Source organism: Pedobacter sp. SAFR-022 (assembly GCF_051965375.1).
Classification (GTDB): Bacteria; Bacteroidota; Bacteroidia; order Sphingobacteriales; family Sphingobacteriaceae; genus Pedobacter.
Genome location: NZ_JBQCME010000002.1, coordinates 99,097 through 122,953, shown reverse-complemented (window position 1 = coordinate 122,953; position 23,857 = coordinate 99,097). Strand labels below are relative to the sequence as shown.

Annotated in this window: 21 protein-coding genes; 9 read left to right on the top strand and 12 right to left on the bottom strand. The window is 46.1% G+C overall.

The window, feature by feature from the left end:
• The first annotated feature begins 87 nt into the window (after positions 1-87).
• Positions 88-1,998 (top strand): AAA domain-containing protein, encoded by a 1,911-nt coding sequence (locus ACTHQF_RS06340; RefSeq protein ID WP_440429113.1) that lies wholly within the window; start codon positions 88-90, stop codon positions 1,996-1,998.
• On the opposite strand, the gene ACTHQF_RS06335 is transcribed toward ACTHQF_RS06340, so the two are convergent.
• Positions 1,995-3,050: a helix-turn-helix transcriptional regulator gene (locus ACTHQF_RS06335; RefSeq protein ID WP_440429111.1), complete on the bottom strand. Its 1,056-nt coding sequence runs from the start codon at positions 3,048-3,050 to the stop codon at positions 1,995-1,997. The genes ACTHQF_RS06340 and ACTHQF_RS06335 overlap by 4 nt on opposite strands.
• A 250-nt stretch (positions 3,051-3,300) precedes the next feature.
• Between ACTHQF_RS06335 and ACTHQF_RS06330 the strand changes: the two genes are divergently transcribed.
• Together ACTHQF_RS06330 and ACTHQF_RS06325 are read left to right on the top strand one after the other, a co-directional pair.
• Entirely contained in the window at positions 3,301-3,906 is a 606-nt protein-coding gene (locus ACTHQF_RS06330; protein ID WP_440429109.1) for a PAS domain-containing protein, read from the top strand.
• Between the two features lie 78 nt (positions 3,907-3,984).
• Positions 3,985-4,392: a Dabb family protein gene (locus tag ACTHQF_RS06325; RefSeq protein WP_440429107.1), complete on the top strand. Its 408-nt coding sequence runs from the start codon at positions 3,985-3,987 to the stop codon at positions 4,390-4,392.
• A gap of 30 nt (positions 4,393-4,422) precedes the next feature.
• On the opposite strand, the gene ACTHQF_RS06320 is transcribed toward ACTHQF_RS06325, so the two are convergent.
• From ACTHQF_RS06320 to ACTHQF_RS06285, 8 genes are all read right to left on the bottom strand, one after another.
• On the bottom strand, positions 4,423-5,346 hold the full coding sequence (locus ACTHQF_RS06320) for a hypothetical protein (RefSeq protein WP_440429105.1): 924 nt from the start codon (positions 5,344-5,346) through the stop codon (positions 4,423-4,425).
• Positions 5,343-6,542, bottom strand: coding sequence for a hypothetical protein (locus ACTHQF_RS06315; RefSeq protein WP_440429103.1), 1,200 nt, complete (start codon positions 6,540-6,542; stop codon positions 5,343-5,345). The genes ACTHQF_RS06320 and ACTHQF_RS06315 overlap by 4 nt, the downstream gene beginning before the upstream one ends.
• 30 nt (positions 6,543-6,572) lie before the next feature.
• A complete protein-coding gene (locus ACTHQF_RS06310) occupies positions 6,573-8,504 on the bottom strand; it encodes an endonuclease (RefSeq protein ID WP_440429101.1) in 1,932 nt (643 codons plus the stop codon).
• 18 nt (positions 8,505-8,522) lie between these two features.
• Positions 8,523-8,834 (bottom strand): lipocalin family protein, encoded by a 312-nt coding sequence (locus ACTHQF_RS06305; protein WP_440429099.1) that lies wholly within the window; start codon positions 8,832-8,834, stop codon positions 8,523-8,525.
• Positions 8,835-8,838: 4 nt separating this feature from the next.
• Positions 8,839-9,759 (bottom strand): zinc metalloprotease, encoded by a 921-nt coding sequence (locus ACTHQF_RS06300; RefSeq protein WP_440429097.1) that lies wholly within the window; start codon positions 9,757-9,759, stop codon positions 8,839-8,841.
• A gap of 23 nt (positions 9,760-9,782) precedes the next feature.
• Positions 9,783-10,268: an ankyrin repeat domain-containing protein gene (locus ACTHQF_RS06295; protein ID WP_440429095.1), complete on the bottom strand. Its 486-nt coding sequence runs from the start codon at positions 10,266-10,268 to the stop codon at positions 9,783-9,785.
• A gap of 8 nt (positions 10,269-10,276) precedes the next feature.
• Positions 10,277-11,911, bottom strand: a complete 1,635-nt coding sequence (locus tag ACTHQF_RS06290; protein ID WP_440429093.1) for a catalase — start codon at positions 11,909-11,911, stop codon at positions 10,277-10,279.
• 105 nt (positions 11,912-12,016) lie between these two features.
• On the bottom strand, positions 12,017-12,394 hold the full coding sequence (locus ACTHQF_RS06285) for an STAS/SEC14 domain-containing protein (RefSeq protein ID WP_440429091.1): 378 nt from the start codon (positions 12,392-12,394) through the stop codon (positions 12,017-12,019).
• Positions 12,395-12,522: 128 nt separating this feature from the next.
• Between ACTHQF_RS06285 and ACTHQF_RS06280 the strand changes: the two genes are divergently transcribed.
• From ACTHQF_RS06280 to ACTHQF_RS06260, 5 genes are read left to right on the top strand one after another with little or no spacing between them, the layout of a single operon-like run.
• Positions 12,523-12,948, top strand: a complete 426-nt coding sequence (locus tag ACTHQF_RS06280; protein ID WP_440429089.1) for a hypothetical protein — start codon at positions 12,523-12,525, stop codon at positions 12,946-12,948.
• Positions 12,949-12,972: 24 nt separating this feature from the next.
• Entirely contained in the window at positions 12,973-13,305 is a 333-nt protein-coding gene (locus tag ACTHQF_RS06275) for a hypothetical protein (protein ID WP_440429087.1), read from the top strand.
• The gene (locus ACTHQF_RS06270) at positions 13,286-13,558 is read left to right on the top strand and encodes a hypothetical protein (protein WP_440429085.1); all 273 of its coding nucleotides are present in this window, start codon (positions 13,286-13,288) and stop codon (positions 13,556-13,558) included. The genes ACTHQF_RS06275 and ACTHQF_RS06270 overlap by 20 nt, the downstream gene beginning before the upstream one ends.
• Before the next feature lie 47 nt (positions 13,559-13,605).
• Entirely contained in the window at positions 13,606-14,139 is a 534-nt protein-coding gene (locus ACTHQF_RS06265; RefSeq protein ID WP_440429083.1) for a DUF1003 domain-containing protein, read from the top strand.
• 16 nt (positions 14,140-14,155) lie between these two features.
• Positions 14,156-15,967, top strand: coding sequence for a mechanosensitive ion channel family protein (locus tag ACTHQF_RS06260; protein ID WP_440429082.1), 1,812 nt, complete (start codon positions 14,156-14,158; stop codon positions 15,965-15,967).
• Between the two features lie 3 nt (positions 15,968-15,970).
• Here the strand turns inward: ACTHQF_RS06260 and ACTHQF_RS06255 are convergent, their stop codons facing one another.
• Genes ACTHQF_RS06255 through ACTHQF_RS06245 form a run of 3 tightly spaced genes read right to left on the bottom strand, consistent with a single transcriptional unit; the run spans position 15,971 to position 21,472 of the window.
• Positions 15,971-16,831: a serine hydrolase gene (locus ACTHQF_RS06255; protein ID WP_440429080.1), complete on the bottom strand. Its 861-nt coding sequence runs from the start codon at positions 16,829-16,831 to the stop codon at positions 15,971-15,973.
• A gap of 41 nt (positions 16,832-16,872) precedes the next feature.
• A complete protein-coding gene (locus tag ACTHQF_RS06250; RefSeq protein ID WP_440429079.1) occupies positions 16,873-18,306 on the bottom strand; it encodes a SusD/RagB family nutrient-binding outer membrane lipoprotein in 1,434 nt (477 codons plus the stop codon).
• Between the two features lie 10 nt (positions 18,307-18,316).
• Positions 18,317-21,472, bottom strand: coding sequence for a SusC/RagA family TonB-linked outer membrane protein (locus ACTHQF_RS06245; protein WP_440429078.1), 3,156 nt, complete (start codon positions 21,470-21,472; stop codon positions 18,317-18,319).
• 240 nt (positions 21,473-21,712) lie between these two features.
• Here ACTHQF_RS06245 and ACTHQF_RS06240 point away from each other — a divergent pair, with 240 nt between their 5' ends.
• Entirely contained in the window at positions 21,713-23,845 is a 2,133-nt protein-coding gene (locus ACTHQF_RS06240) for a S9 family peptidase (protein WP_440429076.1), read from the top strand.
• Positions 23,846-23,857 lie beyond the last annotated feature (12 nt).

The window sequence follows — 23,857 nt, the reverse complement described above, 5'->3', positions numbered from 1 at the left end:
GGATGCTGATTAATACTAGTGGGTTCTAGTTTGTTCAGAATAATCTCAACGCTGCTATTAGGAAAGCAAGATGTACCTTTGCCGCTAATGGAATATTTCGAGGCATTACAAGCAGCACTTAAAATTGAGCGGGACGAGGACTTCAGGCAATATCAGGTGCTTACCGAGCGTGTTCCGGTGGCAACAAGAAGGGCAAATGGATTGAGCTGGTATCCTGTAGCGATCAGGGCCACCGAACTTAGCCGTGGTGATTACATGAATGTGGAGTTTGAACGTACCACAAATCATGAGCTCAGCCATCAGTTCCGGTTTGGTGCAGCTATTGCCCTTTTTTCAAATCATGATCGTGAAGACCGACTAGAAGGGACGATCACCAATATTAGTGGAAACCGCTGTAAGATCAGCTTTCGGGTAGATGAACTGCCAGACTGGAGCAAAGATGGCAAACTTGGTCTCGACCTGCTGTTTGATAATAATAGTTACAACGAGATGGAGCGGGCGATAAAAGCTGCAAGCGACATGATCAACAGCCCCGAGGCAAATGACGAAGGGCTGGTCACCTTACTTACTGGAATCCGGAGACCTGTTTTTAACACTGCTACATACACCTACCCCATCCCATTGCTTAACAGCAAACAACAGGAGGCTGTTCAAAAGATCCTGACTGCTGAAGACCTGGCGATCGTTCACGGGCCCCCAGGGACTGGGAAGACCACGACGATCGTACATGCGATACAGGCCTTATTGAAGAAAGATCAACAACAAATTTTGGTTGTTGCACCGAGTAATACCGCTGTAGACTTACTCACCGAAAAGTTGTCGGAGAAAGGGATAGATGCTTTACGCATCGGCAATCCCGCCAGGGTTTCCCAGCGCCTGCAATCGCTTACCATGGACAGCAAAATGTCTGCACATACCCAAACAAAGGAAATCAAGGCCCTGAGGAAACAGGCTGCGGAGTTCAAAAATATGGCGCATAAATACAAGCGCAATTTTGGGCGGGCGGAGCAAGAGCAGCGCAAGGCCTTGTTTAACGAGGCGCATAAGATTATGAAGGAGGTTGAGCAGCATGAACAATACATTTCTGATCAGGTGATCAGCAGTGCTGAAGTCATCACGGCAACTCTGGTTGGCGCCAATCATTTCACGATCAGAGATCGGAAGTTTGCCGCCGTGTTTATTGATGAAGCGGGTCAGGCACTGGAGCCAGCCTGCTGGATAGCGATTCTAAAAACCAGAAAACTAATTCTCGCAGGTGATCATTGCCAGCTACCTCCCACTATAAAATCCAGGGAAGCTGCAAGCAAGGGATTAAGTATCACGCTCATGGAAAAGGCTGTACAACGATATCCCGAGGCAGTGACGCTCCTGGAGGAACAGTACAGAATGCATACCGACATCATGACGTTCAGCTCCAGGATTTTTTATGAAGCGCGGCTGCGGGCAAATGAAAGCGTTGCAGGCAGGACCTTGTTTTCCGGGGACGAGCCTTTCACCTTTATCGACACCTCCGGCTGTGGTTTTGATGAAAAACAGGAGGAAAACAGCATCTCCAATGAAGAGGAAGCATTGTTCCTTTTAAGACATTTGAAGACTTATGTTAATGCAATAAATGATCATTTCAAATCAGCAGAATTCCCTTCTATTGGCGTGATATCACCTTACCAAGAGCAGGTTAAAACGTTGACGCAATTGTTTGAAGCAGATGAAGCATTTCAGACTTGCCGTCAAAACATAGCCATAAACACCATTGACAGCTTCCAAGGCCAGGAACGAGATATTATCTATATCAGTCTGACAAGAAGCAACACATCGCAGCAAATCGGCTTCTTGGCCGACATTAGGCGCATCAATGTAGCCATGACAAGAGCTAAGGCGAAACTTGTGATCATCGGAGATGGAAGCACATTATCTAAATCGCCATTTTATTTAGATTTAATGAAGTATGCTGAAGAAATTGGTGCATATCATAGTGCCTGGGCATTCATCACCGACTAGTCGGGTTGGCGGAAGTCATTGTAGACTAGCTGGTCCGATTGATTCACTTCCCGTATGGAATTCATCTGTTCCATATGATAGTCTTTTAGTATCTGCGGTTGTATGATCTTTGCATGCCCCATCCACATGTACGTCCATCCTATTAGTTCACGATTGATCCCGCACTTTAAATGCAGGCGTACATTTCCGTCTGGAAGTAACTCAAAAGTTTGAGAATGATGCCATACGTGTGACTTCACGAACTCTCCGGTTAGTGAAGCAAATTCGATGATCACGTCGTAAACCTCATCATTAATGTTTTGACCCACACCAAAACGTGCTTTTAGGTTCCGGTCTAAAATTGAGTTTTCTTTTTTGAAAGGAAAACTTTGATTGCTTAATTTGAAGCCCGTCATCTGGTATAAGTCAAGCACCAGGCAACGTTTCGAAGCTTCTATAATGCCTGCTACAAAAAAACTGCCCCGGTGATAAAGAATTTTTAGGGGATGAAAAATAAACGGAAAGCTGATCGAGCGATACATGGAAACGGAGTCACCCTTACATGAAATGATTTCCACTGCACGGTGATTTGATACGCTCCAAAGTATCTGATTGAACTTTTCCTGGAATTGATCATCAAACATAATCTCATTGAAATGCGTGTTCTGCATAGAAGAACCGTCCCAATTAGAATTGTGTTCTACCCTGCTGCTGTTCAGATGATTTGCAAAAATATCACGAAACTTATCAAGCGAGCTCTTCCGACATGTCGAGATCCCCAAAGGGATGACCAACTTGTTTAAAAAGTAAGTGTCGATATCGTAGTTATTAATGGTGACGGCACCAGTATGTCGGTTTATCACGTAAAGCTTTTTGTTAAACTCCTGATTTTTAAGCTCCAGGCGCTCCTGATCCCGCAAAAAATATTTACCTACGTCTTCGAGGTCACGATACAATTGTCGGTTACTCACCTCCGCACCAAGCGACTTTAGAGCGGATTGCAGCGAGTCTATTGTCTGTGGTGCATGACTCAACAAACTATAAATATGCTTTAAACGTTCCAATTGCTTCATAGTTGACATATTATGACAAGGTGTAGAATATTTCCGACTCAAACCTAAATAATATATTTTATCTTCGAACAAGTATTAAACAAATGATTAACCGGATTTTGTTTTAAATAAGTTATTTAGCCCCAAAATATATATCATAATGTCTCTCTTAGGCAGTCTCAAGAAGTTGTGGCTGCCTTAACTATTTAAAAATCAGTTTAACCGTTAGACATATTTGTATCTTCAATATTAAATTGGACTTTTGTCATAAATGAATCATTTCGACCCGATAAAACAAATTCTTGATAATTCAGGTGTCTATTACCTGGTCATGGTAGATATGAATAGCAGATATGCTTATTTAAACAAAAAATATCTGCAAGCATTCGACGGCATTCATGGGCACCTGATTGGGCAGCACTATTCAAAAACAATGCATCCGGATGATACCGAGATTTGCATGCGTGTCTCGCAGCAATGTTTTGAACAGCCCGAGAAGATGTTTCCGGCCACGATTCGAAAACATGATGGAAAAGGCGGTTATATTACTACACAGTGGGAATACAAAGCCGTGTTTGATGCTGATCACAGTCCTGTTGGAGTCTTCTGCATCGGCAACGATATTTCGGAGTTTGTTGCCACCCGTTTTAATCTTGAGCAGACGATGAAATCGCTTAGTCACGCGACCTTGACGTTGGAGGAAATCGCACATATACAGTCCCATGTCATCCGAAAACCTATAGCGAATATTCTTGGATTAGCGACGATTCTAGAGACCATGGATACAGATGAAAGCTTAAAAGCACTCGTCGAGATGATCAGCAGCAGCGCAAAAGAGTTAGATGCCGTTATAAAAAGTGTATCCAGTAAGATCTAGTCACTGATTTTTCGGTACTCCTACCGGATACCTGGGATTTTTTTTAGCTTTATGATTCTAAATAAAAAACCTAATTCAATGAACAGCTTAAACCGAAAAACATTTTTATTAAGTGGCGTAGCCCTAGCCGCTGGTACCGTGGCTTCCGCAATGCCTGCGGCACCAGTGCAAAAAAAATACCCTGTCGTTCACCATGCATTATTCTGGTTGAAGAACCCTTCCTCCATGGAAGATCGTGCAAAACTTGTTGCAGGCGTTAAGACTTTAGCTAAGATTAAAACCGTTAAAGAACTACGTGTGGGTGTAGTTGCAAGTACTGAAAAACGTGATGTTGTAGACAACAGCTGGGGCGTATCAGAGCTGATGTTCTTCGAAGACCTTGAAGGTCAGGCCAGCTATCAGACAGATCCAATTCACCTGGAATTTATCAAAAACTGCAGCCATCTCTGGGATAAAGTTATTGTATATGACGCAATTGAGGCGTAAACTACCATCTAAACATACCTGAAACGGCACTTACTTTTGCAGGCTAAACGTTGCAAGATAAAAGTGCTGTTTCTTCAAACCTAACGCAGGATCAGACCCATAGTTAAAAGACACTCCGAATGAAATTCGAAGGGGCCTGGTTAGCAAATAATAATCTACCCCAGCTTTCATTAACTGCGTAAAGTCCTCTTCAACAGCGGTTGAATTCAGCACTGCATACCTTGCGGTATAATCAAAAGACGCCTCCCATGTTTTGTCGGGTGAGATCATCTCCACAGGTGATTCTTTCAGTCGGTTGCCTGCAAGTGCATATTGAAATTTGACCAGGGGCCTGAATATCGTGCCGTTGTTGTCGTCTTGCCTTGCAGAGAAGTTATGTTGAAATTCAACACCGGGATTTAGCGCAAACAGTTGAATCAGCTTACGGTTTCCCCTTACGGTATAGGTATTTAAGTTGAGTCCCTTATCTCCAGACCTGAAGGGAATGGCATCCATATTAAAGAGTAAAGCACTGGCAGTATCCCTTAGATTTCTAGAGAACTTCAATGTGGGGGTAAAAAACCACTGACGGAATGTTGTCAGGGCATTATTCCTTTTGATGTTCGTGCGCAATGTACCTGACAGTCCGGTTTGCCAGTTGTGTTGTTCCTCATCAATCAGCGTGTTACGATGATACTCTCCTATTATTTTACCTTCCATGGTAAGGCTGTTCCCGACTTTGAAGTTGGTGACTGGAATACCAACACCGCCGTCAATCAGGTACGATGTTTCCGCATGCCTGGGTATCGTAATTTGAAAACGGACAGGTGAATTTCTGGTACCTGCCGATCCGAAAGACTGACGGAGTTCCAGCCGGTCTAAAAATCTGGAAACTAAGGATGGTTGCTCCTGTGCTGCCAGGGAATTTGTCAACAACAATGCACCAGCAATGAGTGTAAACTTCGCGCCTTTCATAACTTCCCCTCTACCATGTCTACACAATCCATAACGGTGTCCACCCCTGAAACATCGGCAATGCGCACTGATGCCCCTGCATTATGGGTTTTCACAAGCTCATCCAGCAGATCCGCCAAAAATTGGTAAGCGTAATCGGTCGGCAAGAGGTTGCCAATTACAAGATGATCGCCGAGATTCTTGGGTTCCTCCCAAGATTGGCCTGCGGCAACCAGAATGGCCTTTTTCACTTGAAGATCAAGGCTAAGCTGGGTGCTCCGGATATAGGTATGCCGCATGGCAGCCGCTGTGCTAAGGCTGTTTACCCGTGCGTTAAGGTATTGGTATTCCCCCTCGCTAAAAGCATGCCCGGCTTGTAAGAGGTGTGTGATGTTCCCCTTGCGCTGCAAATTCTGCTCCTCAGCTGCGGATTCATCAAATGGATATGCTTTGGCTGCCATGATTTTATCCTGCTCTGATAAGCTGGTGGGTTCCTGCACGTAGCAAGATGAAGCAGCACCGCTCAAAAACATCCAGTCTGGAAAAGAATAGTGCATGATGGACTGTTTATCATGCGGCGAATAAGTTAGCCCGCCTGCCGGCATTTGTTTGAGGTTGTAATCGACCTGCTCTTTCGACCAAAAGTTCGGGGGACCGGAAAGATACGCGTACAAACGCTCCCAGTCGAAGTCGCAGTTTGCCGCTGGCGACTGATGTTCATGATGGAAGCCTAAGGCATGTCCGAACTCATGAAGGACTGTTGTGCGCCAGTTTTCAGGCAAGCTCAGATCAAATCCTTGTAGGTTCAAGGTGATGTCACCAGGCTGGCATATATCCGGATCCTGACTGTCTGTACCGACAAACGACCAATAACCAGGATGCTCGAAGCCTACTCTTATGGATGAAGTATCTCCGGGTTGCCATATCCTGTAAGTTGCCGCAACCGGATTAAATCCAAAATCGAATTCTATGTTCCCATACTTGCTCCACTCAGCAGCGGTTTCTGCGATTTTGCGGTGTAACTCAGCATCGCCATTTTTGAAACTCACGATAAGCCTGCGCTGGTCCCACAACAACAGGTCTTCCAACACAAGTTGTAGCGGTTGGCCGTTGAGGTTGGCTGGGAGCGCTTTTCTACGTCGCTCTTCCCGGAGCATGATTTTCCGGATGATTTCCTTCGGGAATCCTTCCATAATTTGGATTGTGCGGTTTTCCATAGCTTCAACATTGAAATGAATACACTAATTCTAAGCCCTAAATTCCAGGGTAAACACGAGTTCCGGATAGTCAATGAAAGGATTCCGGTTTCCCTGCATCAAAAATATTTCTCTATTTCTATGCTTTTCATATAAACTGACCGGCTGTTCCTTAGACCAGTCTTTAAGTACCTGAATGGATTCGTGATCATAGACTGCTATTGCGCCCGGATATCGAACAAGAAAATACAATACCGCACGCGCAACAATGCCCTTATTGTGCTCGGGCTCAAAAAAGCCACTTTCTACATTTCCGCAGTCGGATCGTATCTTTTCAGATTCGGTTTGTGGGTAGTTAGGCAGGTCTCTATATGGAAAGTTGTTTCGAAAGCTGTTACAACGGGATTCACAGGCGAAAAGATGGTGAAGATCGCCGCGCATCGGTTCTTGTTTGTTAAACCAGGACTGACAAACGACGTGCTCACAATTGTATGGCAATGCAGCCTCCAGCGCTTCTACCGCTGCGTCAAAGTCGTTCGAGCCAATCAGCTTCTCCGTTTTAGAGATTTCTATAAATCTGAGTTGCCGATCAATATCAACCTTCTGATCCGCAAGAATGAGTTCCTGTACACTGAAGGCTTTGTTCGAGTAAATACTTCTGATCTGTCCGTCCGGGTGAAGGTCAACAAGTGGGTAAACGTACTTCGAAGGATTATAATTGTGGTGTTTGGTATGGGTATCCGCCAGCAGATCATGTAGCTCCTGGAACGTCGCAGCAGTGATATTCTCGAGACCTGCATAATACTTCTGACGCTGTACATTATCCTCTTGCTCGGGATAGTAGTTGCCTGTATCTATTGTATCGATGCTGATACCCATGGACTTTCTGATATCATCTACATTGCGTATGGGTTGAAAGTAGTTCCAGAGCAGCGGAAAACGTACCGCAGCAACCGTCGTAATATCATAAACTATACTGCTGATACGGACGCCTTCATTTTCAAGCCAATCAACCTGAATTTCACCCTGCGATTTATCCCATACAGCTCCTGAACGGTTAAGGATTTTACCTTCTGCATTATAGCGGGGTACACCTGCATGATGCAAAGCAACAACCTCCCACTTATCGTTAAAAACTGGTGCACCTGAAGACCCACTCTTCGTATCCGTTACATAGCGAATGAACTTGGGCAGGGACAAATTGGTGACTTCATTCTGCCGCAGAGCGACTTTCTTCATTTTGCCATCAGGATGTTGGATGATGGATACAAAGTTGCCTTCTTTAGTTTTTCCTAAACCGGGGTTCAGATGGAGATATCCAAACTCCTGAAGCTTCCCAAACCCATCTGTCGACGCTTCGGCCACCCACACGATGGTATAGTCCAGTTCTTCGTTGGTGTAGAAAAGTTTTGAAGGTTCAAAGCTGAACACTTTCAACGAAAGTGGCAGATCATGGATGCCTTTTTCATAGTTGAATTCGGCATAAGATGCGCTTGCATATTGCGCATCGGGAATCACGTGATGATTGGTAATCAATAGCTGTGGTGCAATCAGGAATCCAGTTCCGAAACCTTCCTCTCCTTCAGCCGAATAAATGTTGATCCGGCATACTGCCCGACCAGCTTGTACACCTTTTTCCAGATAATTGACATCTAAAGTATCATCACCGCTGATCACCCTTTCTCGCAAAAGCCGATCGTTGATGAGTTCGGTAATGTTCAGGTTATGCTGCTGTAAATAATCGTTTATCTGCTTCGGATTTACAAACTTGCCGATGCCTGGTGCGGCACTTCCCCGGTCTGATATAGACTTCCTGAACACGACACCAGCATTTGGCTGGGCGAACGTACCTGGGGTACTGGAAAAGTTATGCTCGGAATTTATTACTGCAGCAGGCGCCTGATTAAGCTCGCCTTCGAGGGGAGATAAAAGCCGCTGCTCAGCCCTTTTTACTTGCGCCAGGAACTTCTCGAATGTTTTCATGTTAGCGCTTCCTCCATATCAGGATTTCCTGATGACAAGTTTTCCCGGTGTTACCTCTTTAATATTTAAACGTTCTCCTGTTCCATCGGTATAATGGATTACCAGGGCTTCATCTTCAATGTCCCAGTCTCCTTCAACCTGGCCTGGTAGATCATTTCTGCCGGGGCTTAAATCCAGAATCTTACCACTGGGCTGAAGATCAAGTGCCCGCCTGCCTCTGGACCGTGGAAAGTCAAAGCCATGCGGGCGATACACAAATTCCTCATGGTTATCTTCTTCAAAAGAATGTACCCAATGTTTGCTGATCACATCCTTACTAACCACAGCCATGTTCTCAGGATGTTCTTTGGATTAAACCCGCTCTCGGGCCAGATATCGTTGCATTCATTCTTGCGGCTTGCCCTTCTGTAAACATGAACATGGAATCATCATCCACATAATCCATATAGTTCATAAACATATCTCCGTTTGGCCCATTGTTACAGGAAATCGAAGGAAAAGTGGGTTTTTGATAATTCGGGCCGAGTTGGTTGGGTGTGTCGTTCACATAGTCGGTATCTGAACAGCTGTTCCCTCTACCATCGCCGAAGATGTGAGATAAATTCAGGTAATGGCCAATTTCGTGGGTGGTGGTTCGACCATAATTGAAGGGCGCTCTGGCCGTACCGGTTGTTCCAAAAGCACGGTAATCGACAACAACACCATCCGTTTCTGCCGGTCCACCTGGAAACTGTGCATAACCAAGCAGTGATTCGCCCAAATTACAAACCCAGATATTCAGGAAACGATTTGTTGGCCAAGGATCTATACCACCGCTGGCTGTTGCCTTCATGGCGTCGTCTGTTCCAAAGACCTGCACAGTTGTATTGGTCCGCGTAATTCCGGTAGTCTCCAAACCCGCTGAGTCTTGTTCCGCCAACCTAAACTCAATATTGGTATCGGCCACGAGTGGCTGCCATACCTCCGGAACGCGGCTTACGTCTTCATTACGGGAGCGAAAATCTCTATTGAGCACTTCAATTTGACTCAAGATCTGCGCATCGGAAATATTTTCCTCTTCCGTATGGTACAAGACATGAACAACGACATCGATAACGACGGGCGTACTAAGTCTGAAAAACCGCTTGCTTTCCAACAGCGTGGCGACCTCATTTTCAATTTCAGCCTGTGCTCTCCGGTATTCGGGGAAGGTTTCAACCTGCTTATTGTAGACCTCCATGGTTCCACAATGCCGCAATTTAATATGCTCAGCCATGTGCGTGCCCTGCTTCTTAAATGTTAGATATTCATGTATTCCTCCATGATCAGCACCGCATCAGGATTTCCCTGTTGCACAGCCAAGTCCAGCGCGCTTAGTCCACGATTATCCTTAATGGACAGATCCGCGCCGTATTCCATTACCAGGCGCACGAGATCGTTTCTGCCAAACAGGGTCGCAAACATTAAAGCGGTTCCGCCATTCCCATGCTGAAGATTGACATCGGCACCGTAGGACAGCAATAATTTGGCAATCGGCAAATAGCCTTTAAAACAAACGCCCATAAGGGCGGTATTGCCGCCGGCATCATAGGCATTTACATCTGCGCCAGCATCCAGCAGGAGCTGCGTGGCCTCCAGTTGTTCGTTGTAGGAAGCAACGATGAGCGGGGTAAAACCCCGCGCATCCACTGCATTTACATCAGCACCATTTGATATTAGTTCTTTAAGTGTGGCGAGATCACCTGTTCTTACTGCGCCAAATAGTTCATTATTCAAGTTTTCCATGAATCCGTTTAGTAAGGTCTTGCTTCCGTAGAATCCGTGTTTGCCTGGTCGATGCCTTCAGAAGCATTTTCCTCAACGAAACTCGCTTTTTCCTTGGACATCATTTCTGCCTTCATTTTCAAGCCTTCTGCAACACGTCTGCCATAATCTTCGTCACATTGCGTGAACAACTCTACCATCTTGTCCTGAATGTGCTGTTCACATGCCGAGATGCCCCCAACCAGGTTCGAGATCAGTTCTTCTCTTTCCCATTCTTCGAAGTTCCGGTAAGTTTCACCAGCCTGCTTGAAATTGTTCTCCCGGTCGATACGTTGCCTAACCAAAGCCGCCTGGTAATATGGTGTATGATCTTTGCCAGGACGTACGGCCTCTTTCAGACCGTTCATGCTTGATGGCTCATAATTTACATGCGGGTTAGTACCCTTAGCGATATCCTGATAGAAAGCCATCTGACCATCACGCTGGTTAGTTGCAACATGTTTACGCGGCGAGTTAATAGGCAATTGCAGGTAGTTTGTTCCTACGCGGTAGCGCTGCGTATCGGAGTAGGAGAATGTTCTTCCCTGCAACATCTTATCGTCTGAGAAATCCAATCCATCCACCAGTACGCCTGTACCGAATGCTGACTGTTCCACCTCAGCGAAATAGTTAACTGGATTTCTATTCAGCGTCATCTTACCAACCGGGTACCATGGGAACTGTTCGCGTGGCCATAGCTTCGTATCATCAAGAGGATCGAAATCCAGTTCAGGATGTTCACCATCTTCCATGATCTGAACGTTAAGTTCCCATTCTGGATACTCTCCGCGTTCGATTGCTTCATATAGGTCCTGAGTGGCGTGGTTGAAGTTCTTGCCCTGGATTTCAGATGCCTGTGCCGAGGTCAGATTTTTGATGCCCTGCAGTGGCTCCCAATGGTATTTCACGAGCACGCCCACTCCGTCGCTATTAACCCACTTATAGGTATTGACACCTGAGCCCTGCATGTGGCGGTAGGTAGCCGGAATTCCCCATGGAGAAAACAGGAAAGTTACCATATGTAAGGTTTCGGGTGAGTTACTGATGAAATCAAACTGCCGTACCGGACTTTGAATATTCGTTACCGGATCTGGCTTAAAAGCATGAATAAAATCCGGGAACTTTATGGCGTCACGAATAAAGAAGATCTTGAGGTTGTTACCGACAAGATCCCAGTTTCCATCTTCTGTGTACATTTTTACCGCGAAACCACGGGGGTCACGCAATGTCTCGGGTGAATGTCCACCGTGTATTACAGAGGAAAAGCGCACGAACAAGGGCGTGATCTTTCCTTTTTCCTGAAGGAATTTAGCACGGGTATATTTTGAAATATGTTCATCTCCCAGGGTTCCATATGCTTCGAAGATACCGTGTGCACCTGCACCTCTCGCATGTACTACACGTTCCGGTACCCGCTCACGGTCGAAGTGCGACATTTTTTCCAGAAACTGATAGTTTTCCAGCGTAGCCGGACCACGATTCCCAACCGTACGGGTATTTTGATTGTCGTAAATCGGGTGTCCCTGACGTGTCGTGAGGATATTGGTTCCTCCACCTGCATCACTCTGCTCTGGAGTTTTGTTGTTTGGTGAAGTGTTGTGGCTGTTGTTAGTCGGTTCAATCATAACAAAAGGTTTTAAAGTTTAACAAATTGAGCACTAGTTGGTTTGAAGTTATTGAACTTTAGGCGATGTTTCCAAAAATATTTTACCGGTTTTCCAAATCATCGATTAAGCATGATTCAGAGGACCGGAAACCCATGTTTTTGCATCCTCGAAATCCTTGATCTCAAAGCCCCGGATTTCACCATGCACAAAGGGGCTGAGCATATCATATGCCTTTTCAACAATTTTCTGGTCTGTTACAATTGCCATTCGTTCCCAGCTGCTAAAATGTTTGAAGCTGATCTTGAGATAATCCAAAAAAGCTGGGATGCTATAGTTCTGAAAATCCGTTTCAAGCAGTACGAGAAAATTCACTTTCCCGAACTTGGCAGCAACCTCGTCCACCCTACACATAACGACCTCCTGATACTCCTGATCATTCACTTTCCCTTCTGCCCTATAAGCTGCAACATGTGCCGGAAACCCATCTAATAGTTCTACCATTCTTATCCTTTTTCAAGACAACATTTAGCGAAACCAGGTGTTTTAAAAAAATGTGCACCGCCATGAAGTCTGTTTCTTCTAGATCTTTATTAAAATTTGTTATACCGGGTGTCGCAAGCACCAGTATTATGACTGCATTTAGCTACCTGGTCGGTAGACTAAACAACAAGAACTATAGTGAGCCGGTACTGCTTGCTAAAATTATAAATTCCTATTTGCCATTCTTAGCCCCTCGCCTGTCAAAACCAGCTGGCTGGCTGGGGCATTATGTGCTGGGAATCACCTGGTACCTGGTATTCACTGCGATGCTAAAACGCTACCCCGCTAAGCATGTTTGGTTCGGGATCACTGTGTTTGGTGCATTAAGCGGCATTCTGGCAGTGTTTACCTGGAGATACCTGTTTAAATCAGCAGGTCTATCTAAGCTGGTGAATTATAAAGGCTTTTATGGCCAACTGTTTGTTGCGCATTTTATTTTTAGTTATAGTTCAAAATTGCTCAGCATCCAGGCTGCTGAGCAACAAAGGAGGTTATCTGGTACGCAGAAAAACTAAGTTGTTAAACATAATTCCCGACACATGAATACGAAAAAAAACAAGGCAAGTCGCAGGACATTTATCAAGAGCGTAGGCTATGGCGTTGGCGCACTCACACTCGCGCCAGCCTTGATTGCAATAGGATCTTGTTTTCCCGAAAAGGAAGGAAAGAAACTGGGCATAGCACTGGTAGGGCTAGGCGGTTATAGCACAGGACAACTTGCCCCGGCACTGCAGCAAACCAACAACTGCTACCTGGCAGGGATTGTTACAGGAACGCCTGCAAAAGCCGACAGTTGGTCAAAGCGGTACAACATTCCCGAGCAGAATACAGGCGGCGCGGTATACGACCGGCATGGAACCCGTCTTTGTTAATGCTAAGGAAACTAAAACCGATCCGGTATTGTTCAAAGAGGTGGATGACACTATTAATTGGGAACTTGAGTTTCCAGGGGGGCTGATCGCGAAGGGTAAATCAAGCTATAGTTCAAACATTAGCTTTTTGGATGTAAAAGCAAAGAACGGCAAGTTCGGCCTGGGCCCTGCTTACGGCTACAGCGGCATCGCCGGATACATTGATGCCATTTACCGGAGCATTGCCTCTGGAAAGAAAGAACGGATACTGTAAACTCAAACATTTTGGCAGTTGCGGGCATTAATAAGGGAAGGTAGCATATGGAAAACAACAACAAACAGAGTGGCACGCAGCCTCACATGGCGGAAATTGTGGAGCGAAATATCGCCTCACTGCTAGAGCAACGCAAGCAGGAGGAGCAGCATAAGTCTGCGCAGGATAGAATAGCTGACATGATCACCCGCTTTGCAGGCAGCATGGCCTTCGTTTATATCCATCTGTGTCTCTTTGGAATTTGGATCATCTGGAATTTGGGCTGGCTTGGCCTCCCTCCTTTCGATAAGTCTTTCGTGGTGCTTGCGATGTTCGCTTCTGTTGAAGCAATCTTCCTTTCCACCTTTGTGCTGATCAGTCAAAATCGTGCATCCATACAGGCCGACAAACGAGCTGATCTGGACCTGCAAGTTGGCTTACTCTCTGAACATGAAGTAACACATCTGATTACGATGGTAAGGGCAATCGCCAAAAAGATGGACATTGAAGACGCGTACCATCCAGAGCTGGAGGAACTCGCACAAGATATTCGACCTGAAAATGTAATGGAAACCATGGATCGAAGGAAAACCGAACAATAATATATAAAAAGTAAAAATGACTGAAACTAAGAATCAAACTGCAAGCTGTTTAAAACTTAAAACATCATTTTCAATTTTTCTGCGGCATACAGGGTTGTTTATTTGGATGTTGCTGATGCTGCAGCTGGAGGCACAGGCACAAGCAGAACTGCTTCAGCCTGATACTGCAGCGAAACAAGCAGCAGTTGTTTATCCCCCGGATTCATTAGGGAGGCGAAATCCGAGAGGAACAGTAGAGGGCTTCATCAAAGCTGCTGCAAGAGAGCAATATAAAATTGCTGCAAACTACCTGAACCTGGACACCAAACTAAAAGACAGTCCAGACAGTGTTAAGGTTGCAAAAGCGCTCCAGGTGCTGCTGGACAAGGGCAACATATATCCTTATTCCTGGATCAGCGACAATGGAACTGGCCAGCAGGATGATAATCTTGGTCCGAATCAGGACCGCATTGGTGCAGCGACCATTAATGGAGAAAGCTTTGATCTGATATTGGAAAGTATTACAGACACTACAGGCGGCCCCATCTGGCTGTTTTCATCCCAAACCATTCAACGCGTGCCGATAGATACTGCCGTAGTACAAAATACAACCATGGTAGAGCAAGTATCTCCAGGTTTTCTAGAGGAAACAGAATGGGGCGGTGTCCCAGTGGCACATTGGCTAGCCATGGTATTAATTGTTGTACTATCATACATCCTTGCTGGTTTAATCATCAGGTTCTTGGTGTACATCATTCCCCTGGTATGGCATAGGGCGAGAACAGAAGCTACCGCTGGTATTATCCAATCTTTTGTCCTCCCAATAAGGCTCTACCTGGCGGTATGGTTATTTGTTGTGGCAAGTCGAGCCGCTGGCATATCCATCATCGTGCGGCAACGGCTAACCGATCTTACTTTAATCGTCGGTGTGGTTGCATTCCTGTTGTTGCTGTGGCAATTACTTGATTTCATCACCAGACTGGTGGAGAAACGAATGCTTCATCATGGCAATCAATCCGGAGTATCCGCACTCCTCTTCCTGCGAAGAGCAGCTAAGGTTGCTCTAGTGATATTCGGAAGTATCATTATCCTGGATACCTTCGGCTGGGATGTCACGACCTGGCTTACCGCACTGGGTATTGGTGGTATCGCTATCGCCCTGGGTACACAGAAGACCGTGGAGAACTTCGTTGGCAGCGTCACATTGATCGCCGATCATCCTGTACGTGTTGGCGACTTCTGCCTTGCAGGAGGCGTCTTAGGTACGGTGGAGCAAATCGGAATGCGTACCACCAAAATACGTACACTTGGGCGCACGGTTGTCAGCATTCCAAATGGAGAACTGTCATCCCTTAAGATCGAAAACTTCGCACCACGGGATAAATTCCTGTTTAATCCTACGCTCGGTTTGAGGTATGAAACTACCCCGGAGCAATTACGATACTTACTTGTGGAACTCCGTGCCATCCTGTTTGCTCATCCGAAAATAGATTCCGGCCCTAGGATCCGCTTCACAGGTTTTGCGCCAGATTCCTTAAAGTTAGAGGTCTGGTCGTATATAAAGACGATTAGCAATGATGAGTTTCTTGAAGTACAGGAGGATCTATACCTGCGCTTTATGGAAGTTGTAGAGGCTTCAGGAACTGGCTTTGCATTTCCTTCACAAACCATTTATTTCGCAAAAGACACTGGTGTGTCCGAAGAGAAAACCAAAGATGCAGAATCCAGGGTTCGAGCATGGCGTGAAGCAGGAGATCTGCAGATTCCAAACTTCAGCCCTGAGAAAATTATGGAACTCAAGGACACCATTAAGTATCCCGCTGAGGGAACAAGTATGGAGCCCAAGTAAGTACTACCTGGGCACCATATGTTCATAGAAATATAAGGAAATATTAGATAGTACCTTCATCGCTGGCTCCGGTTCGAGTCCGCTTGATAATAAGATAAGCACGTATTTCCTGCCGTCCGGCAGGAAAACGATGCCCGAATCATTCAGCACACGCGTGATGGATCCTGTTTTATTAGCAACACGAACACCTGATGGGAGCTTCGCCGGAATAGCCCCTTTCAGGTGTTGCTGCATGAGTATGGATACCATCTGCTTGCTGGCTTGCTGACTTACCAGTTCTTCCAAAGCAATCTGTTCAAACAAAAGCATCAGGTCCTTTGCCGTAACCATATTATTCATGCCCTTGTCAAAAGCTTTCTGATCTTCAACCCCGCGTAAAATTGAAATGTGCCTAGCACCCATATTACGCATGGTCTGATTGACTGCGCTTGCACCTACCTTATCGATGAGTATATTCGTTGCCAGATTACTGCTCTTGGTAATCATACGATATATAAGTTCCGAAATCGGTATACCGGATCCAACCTGCTGATACAGTTCCTGCTCGCTATCGTCAGCTACATTCACGCTGTACTTGGTTCCATCAGCGATACTCGTAAACTCATTGTACACAAGCACCTCGTCTTCAAGCCTGAATTTACCAGCCTCAGCCTGTGCGAACACCTCTGCCATAACAGGGGTTTTCATCGTACTGGCCGCATGAAAGACACTGTTCTCATTGAAAAAGAAAGTCGCCCCCGATTGCAGATCCTTGAAAGCGATTCCAAATTGCCCGGAGGGATAGGGTTTAATTTCATCAAACACCTGTTCACGTAATTGTACCAACCCGGAGGTGTCCTGAACTTGTCCTTTGCAGATATTCATGGTAAATACAATTAAGAGCGGAGCCAGGTGCCCCGCCCGGATTAAGGTTGATCCCACCATAATGGCGTGTCTAGGGAAACATCAGCAGGAACGTTGGAACCATTTTTTGATCTTTCTCCTGTTGGATAAGCAACGCGCCTGATTGGATCACTTAGGACCGCACCTTCTGGCAAGCGGAAATCTTTATATTGGTAATCATATCTCCTGGCATCATTCCATGCCTCAGGGCTTAAATAGGTCGCTGCATATTTTTCTTTAAAGATCAAATCTAAGGTCAGGTTGGCTTCCCCTACACCCACTACAGGATTAGCGATATAAGCTTCACGTTCAGCTGTGCTCACCTGGAATTTATCCATGCTCGCGCGGATACCGGCTAGATATGCCGCATACGCCCTGGTACGTCCCGCAGGGCCCGAGCGGAAAGCAGCCTCTGCTTCTACGAACTTTAGCTCCGCAAAAGTCACCAGATACAATGGAGATGTCCGGTTGCTCAAAGGTGAAATTAAACTGATATAATTTTCATCAAAGACGGTACTCGGTGCCGGACCTAAGTTTCCGGCGCCATTTCGGGTTCCCTTATAATCATTGTTTACCGTCTTGTCGGTGATATGCGAGATCCTTGGATCAAGCATACCGTATTTCGTGCCGTTCATATGATTCACAAAATTGTCGGACAGCCATCCGCCAAGTAAAGCACCTGCGTTATTAATGGCTATCTGTGCCCAGGGGTTAACACCGGAAAAGACCGCCATACCTGCATCATCAGTATTAGACTGATAGGAATTGTCAACTGCAGTAAGTACAGCTGCAGGGTTATAACTCGCTTTTTTGGAGATCTTGTTCAGAAACCTTGCCTGAATCGCATAGGCAGTTTTCAACCAGGCTGCACGATCGCCGCCATGTATCAGATCAGAGGCTGCATCAAGTTGCTGGGTAGCAGTTGTCTTCTGAAGATTCGCAATGCTCTCATTGATCAAGCTGAGTGCTGTTTGATATAGCGCCTCTTCCGAGTCATAGCTGGGCGTAAGATTGCCCTTGGTTCCAAATGCATCTGAGTACGGTCCACTACCCCAGGTATCATTTACTAAACCCAGATTGAATGCCATCAGCAACTGTGCGACACCCAGGTGTTCTGTAGCTCCCGAACTTTCAGCACGCGTGATCATATCGTTCAAATCAGCCATGGCATAATAGGCATTATCCCACTCACTTGAATTATCCGTGATCTGGTAGGTGTCTGTGTTACTGCCAGAGGTTGGACTCGCCAGGTATTGTACATAGTAGTTGTTAAATGCAGCAAAACGCTGGCTGTTTAATCCTGCTTTCTGTGTTGCGGTGGATAGTAGTGCATTTAACGGTGGATTCTGCACCTGATTGGGATTTTCGTTCAATTCGAAGTACTTCTTACATCCCTGACCAGACCCGACGATCACAACCAGGAGAAAGTAAAATGCTATTTTATAATTTCTTTTCATGTTTCTAGATTTAAAAGCCAACATTAAGTGAGAACAGGAAGCTTCTTACTGCAGGGTAAGTCATACCAGCAAATCCCTCAATATTAGAACCGCTGTTTGTAGTAGAACTCTCCGGATCGAAACCGTCATACTTGGTCCACAGGATCAGATTGTTTCCGGTTACAGACATATTTACATTTTTCACGAAGCCATTGCTGAGCCATTTTTTAGGCAGTGAATAGCCAATGGAGAGCGACCGTAAGCGCACCCATGATGCGTCTTCAACGAAGGTCTCTGATACCCCTCTGTGAACAAGGCGGTAAAAACCATCTCCATAGTCAATGCCGGTCGCTGGATCAACCCCCTGACCTAGCCATACCTCCCTGGTGTTCGGGGATCCATCTGCAAGTAAACCTTCAAATACACGATGTTCTGTACGGTTTTCGGTGTACTTGGCCATTCCGAAAGCAGAATAGTAGTTGGCCAGCTGGTTATATCGATCCTGACCAATACGGGCATCAAACAAGAAGTTTAATGTCCAGTCCTTGTAACGGAATGTGTTGTTCCATCCGCCGATCCAATCGGGTTGAATGTTACCCAGCTTTTTCTGGTCTGCTGCTGCGCCGATGATTGGAAATCCAGTTGCGCTGATCAACAATGGTCTGGAGGGATCGCTGGCGTTCGTAGATTTGTCCAGCCCTGCTGCAATTTCATCAGGACTGAAGTAACGCTTATACTCGGTGCCGTACAAGGTTCCGTATGCCTCACCAGGAACCAATTTCATGGTAACGCGGGCATTTAGATATCCATGTTCGTTTGCGGCATTGATCTCTGAAAGATCCGAGCGTAAGGAAATGATCTTATTGCGGTTTGCTGAAAAGTTCAATGTTGTCTCCCAGCTAAAGTTCTCCTTTTTTACCGGTGTACCGGATAAGGTTAGCTCGATACCTTTGTTCCGCATCGTGCCCGCGTTTACGGCAGCGGTAACATACCCCGTGGTTGAGGAAATCGGCACATTGATGATCTGATCTTTACTTAGGGAATGATAGTAGTTTGCATCAAGGCCTAACCTGCCTGCGAAGAATTTAAAGCTAAAACCACCTTCATAGGTATCGGTGAATTCTGGTCTTAAATTTGGATCACCTAAAAGGTTCGGACGGGTGAATCCTGTATAGCCTGTCGGCAACCCGGTGTAATTAGCGAAGCCTCTACTGGTGGAATAGGCGCCTGCATCTTTTCCAATTTGTGCATAAGAGAACTTAAATTTCGCATTGCTGATCACCTCCGGAAGTTTAATGTGATCAGAGAAAATGTAGCTCAAACTGGCAGAAGGATAAAAAAAGGAGTTGTTGGGCCGCACCAAAGATGAGGTAATATCATTTCTACCGGTGAGGGTCAGGTATAGATAATCCTTATAATTCAGGGAAAGCTCGCCGAAAATCCCCATCAAACGATAATCTTCTTCATAAGTGTTCCCCGTCAGGAATTTTGCATTGCCTAGATTGTACCAATTGAAAACGGTTAGATTAGATCCTTCTGTACTGTTCCGGTAGATCTTTCTGTCGTACAAATCATGACCAAGACGTAAGGTACCGGAGAAGTCCGTGGAAAAACTATGGGTTAAGCTCGCAATGAAAGTACTGTTAATGCTTCTGAAGTTGTCACTATAGTTACTAACCAGGCCCATTCCCGGAAATGCCGGAGTACCATTATCTTCCACCAGCCGTTCACCAACAAGCCCTTGGGCGCCAGGAGCGGTCATTAGCCTGTTATCCCGGTAGGTATCGAGTCCAGCCCGGTAACTTAGATTCAGCCATTTGAAAGGTTGATAAGATGCGTTGGCACTCCCGATGAAGCGCATTACGTCATCTTTGAAATGCTGTGATTCCGCTAGGTACCTCGGGTTGGTTGTCGAACCATAAGAACGCATGGTTCCATTCTCTTCCAGATAGTCATTTACATCATGCCGTGGCGACCAGTAGATCAGTTGTTCGATATATCTGCCTGCATTATAGCGACGCCCCCCGGAATTATTTACACTAATGGAAGCACCTGCATCAAATTTCTCGCTCGGTTTAAAAGTGGTGTTTAATCGTCCTTGATAGTTTTTAAAATTGGTGGAAGGCAGAATACCGTTATGTTGCAGTTGAGATACCGAGGTTAGAAAGGTCATCTTTTCGGATCCTCCAGACACGGTGATACCATTGCGGTACTGACTGCCGGTTTGAAAAGCATCTCTCATATGATTATAGAGCTGCGCAGGATGGCTAGGGTCTTCTGCAATCCCTTCAGCGACGGTTGGACCCCAGGATGGCCAGAAGTCTTCAGCATTGTATTCCCCTCTCCAGCCTTGCGTAAACTTATTCTGCAGCTCAGGCATGGTGTTTACGTTCTCCAGGCCAAAGGTACCCTGATAATCAATCTTTATGGTGCCTGCTCGTCCTGATTTGGTTGTGATCACAACTACTCCGTTCGCACCCCTTAAACCGTAAAGTGCTGTTGCGGCACCCCCACGCAGGATGTTCATGGATTCAATATCATCTGGATTGATGTCCACTGCACGGTTACTCATTCCGTATGCACCTGAGCCCTGGGTGGATGTACTGTTATCCATGAATATGCCGTCTATGACAAACAATGGATGGTTGTCGCGACTGGGGTCTATCGAGTTCACCCCGCGGATCTGAATACGTGCACCCTGCCCAGGAGCACCACCGGTACTGCTGATGGTTACACCGGCAACTTTACCCTGAATGGCGTTCACGACATTGCTCTGCCTGTTTTGGGTCAATTCCGGACCTTTAATGCTTTGAGCAGTGTAGGCCAGTGAGCGCTCCTCGCGCTTAATCCCCAAAGCCGTAACTACTACCTCATTTAATTCCTGCGAAGCAGTAGCGAGCGAAACATTGATGCGCGACTGGTTACCAACAACAATGTCTTGAGACACGAAGCCCACGTAACTGAAAGTAAGTGTCACATTTCCTGAAGGCACTTTGATTTGGTAATCCCCCGCATTGTTGGTTGAGACTGCTGTCGAACTGCCTTTGACTTTGACCACTACTCCGGGTAGAGCAGCACCGTTGTCGGCCTGGGAAACTTTACCACTTATATCCCTGGTTTGTGCAAGCACAGCAGAAGCACAGAAGAAGAGAATGGGTAGAATACATAGCGTAAACTTTCTTTTCATAATGATAATTTAGGTTTGATTGATGGTTGGTTGATTGTATAATTTGACTTTAAGCATTAAATAGACAGGCAAATTGTGCGAAAGTGACTCATGATACTGCGAGAACATGATATGGTAACCCTATATTATGGATTTTTCTGCTTAATTGCATGAAAAAATCAGAACAGATTAGTAGAATTTCGATATTTTAGAAGGATTTACGACAAATTCAACCATAAACATCCCTTACACATACCTGACATGAAGGTTTACACCAGATCTTTGTTACTGATACTTATAGCTGCCTATATACTGGCGACACCTGCTCAAGCGCAGCAATACAAACTCGAAGATGTTAGAAACTATCCTTTTCCAACCGCACTAACCGGTTCGGCAAAGACTTCAAGGATTACCTGGGCAATGGACGAAATAGGTAAACGCAATGTGTATGTCGCCGAAGCACCGGATTTTAAGGCCAGAAAACTAACGGCTTACCTAGAAGATGATGGACAGGAGATCAGCAGTCTCTCGTTAACGCCGGACGGCCAGTGGGTCGTGTTTGTACGAGGTGGCGATCACGGCTCCAACTGGAACGATGATGAACCGGTGAATGTCAACGCTAAAGCAGAACCTCCGAAAGTGGAGATCCATGCCGTATCCTTCGACGGAAAAAAGCATATCCGGGTTGGCGAAGGTGATGAGCCTGCAATTGCACCTGACGGAAAGCAACTGGTTTTTATGCGGAAGGGCGCCGCCTGGATCGCTCCCCTGGATGGAACAGCACCAGCGAAATTACTATTTACGCCACGTGGCCCGCTAAATGATCTGCAATGGGCGCCAGACGGTTCTGCGATTGCCTTTGTTGCGCAGCGACAGGATCATGCATTTATCGGTGTCTATAAATTCACCGATAGTGCTGTCACCTGGATGGCGCCATCTTTTCATCGCGACAGATCGCCGAGATGGTCGCCTGATGGTAAAAGCCTGGTCTTTGTACGAACGGAAGGAATTGGAGGTAAGCCTCAGCCACTGCTTCAACCTCAGCACCAGCCCTGGTCCATCTGGAAAGTCAACCTTGTTGATCAACGAGCCACCCAGCTTTGGAAAGCCCCGGCTACGCTCGCGGGTAATTTACCTGCAACCCATGGCGGCAGTAACCTGCATTGGGCTGCTAAGGATCGTATCATCTTTGTTTCGGCAGCCGACGGCTGGTCACATCTCTACAGCTTAAGCGCTGATGGTGGCGAGCCGACACTACTCACACCGGGCAACTTTATGGTTGAGCATGTAAATTTGAATGCAGATAGAACGGAGATTTACTTCAGTGCGAACACTGGAAAAGATTCAAAGGATATTGACCGGAGACACATCGCCCGGGTGCCGGTAGATCGAGCTAGCATGACAGTATTGAGCGAAGGTCCTAATCTGGAGTGGACGCCGACAGTCACAGGGGATGGAAAACATTTGGCATTTATCACCAGCATCGGGCAACAACCCCCACTTCCTGCGGTATTGAACCTCGAACAGAAGAAAAACTTTTCAACGAATACCAAAGTCCTGGGAAAAGAACTCATTCCAGGATCCTTCCCTGTCAATCAGCTCGTCACACCGGAACAGGTGATCTTCAGTGCTCCGGACGGAAAGAAAATACATGCTCAGCTTTTTAGGGCAAAGCGCAAGGCTGGTAAAAAGCCGGCGATCGTCTACATACACGGCGGACCCTCGAGGCAAATGTTATTGGGATGGAACTATTCCGAATATTATTCAAATGCCTATGCGACCAATCAATACCTGGCAAGTCTGGGCTTTGATGTGCTATCCGTGAATTACCGGATGGGTATTGGTTATGGTGATGCTTTTCAACGGGTTGGAAAGAATGGAGAAAACGGTGCTGAAGAATATCAGGACATTGTTGCGGCCGGGCGATGGCTGGCAGCACAACAAGATATCGACGCAAGGAGAATAGGAGTTTACGGCGGCTCCTATGGTGGTTACCTCACCAATATGGCCTTGGCCAAAGACTCCAAGCTTTTCGCTGCAGGTGTAAGTATTCATAGCCTGAGTGAAAGAACACAAGACAGCGATGGTTCGCTCGGGCCGAACCGGTACGAGAAAGCGCCTGACCATTTGGAAGCTTCCAAAACCGCCTGGGCCTCCTCGCCCATTGCGTATCTGGAAACCTGGACATCACCGGTGCTGTTGATTCACGGAGATGATGACCGCAATGTTTCATTTGCCCATAGCATAGATCTCTACAAACGGTTGTCTGAAAAAGGTGTGGAACTGGAAACGTTGGTAATCCCGGATGACACGCATCATTGGATGAAATATGGAAACCTGATGAAGGTCAACCAGGCAATGGTCAATTTCTTCATAAAGCAGCTTAAACCATAATGGTTTGAAGTT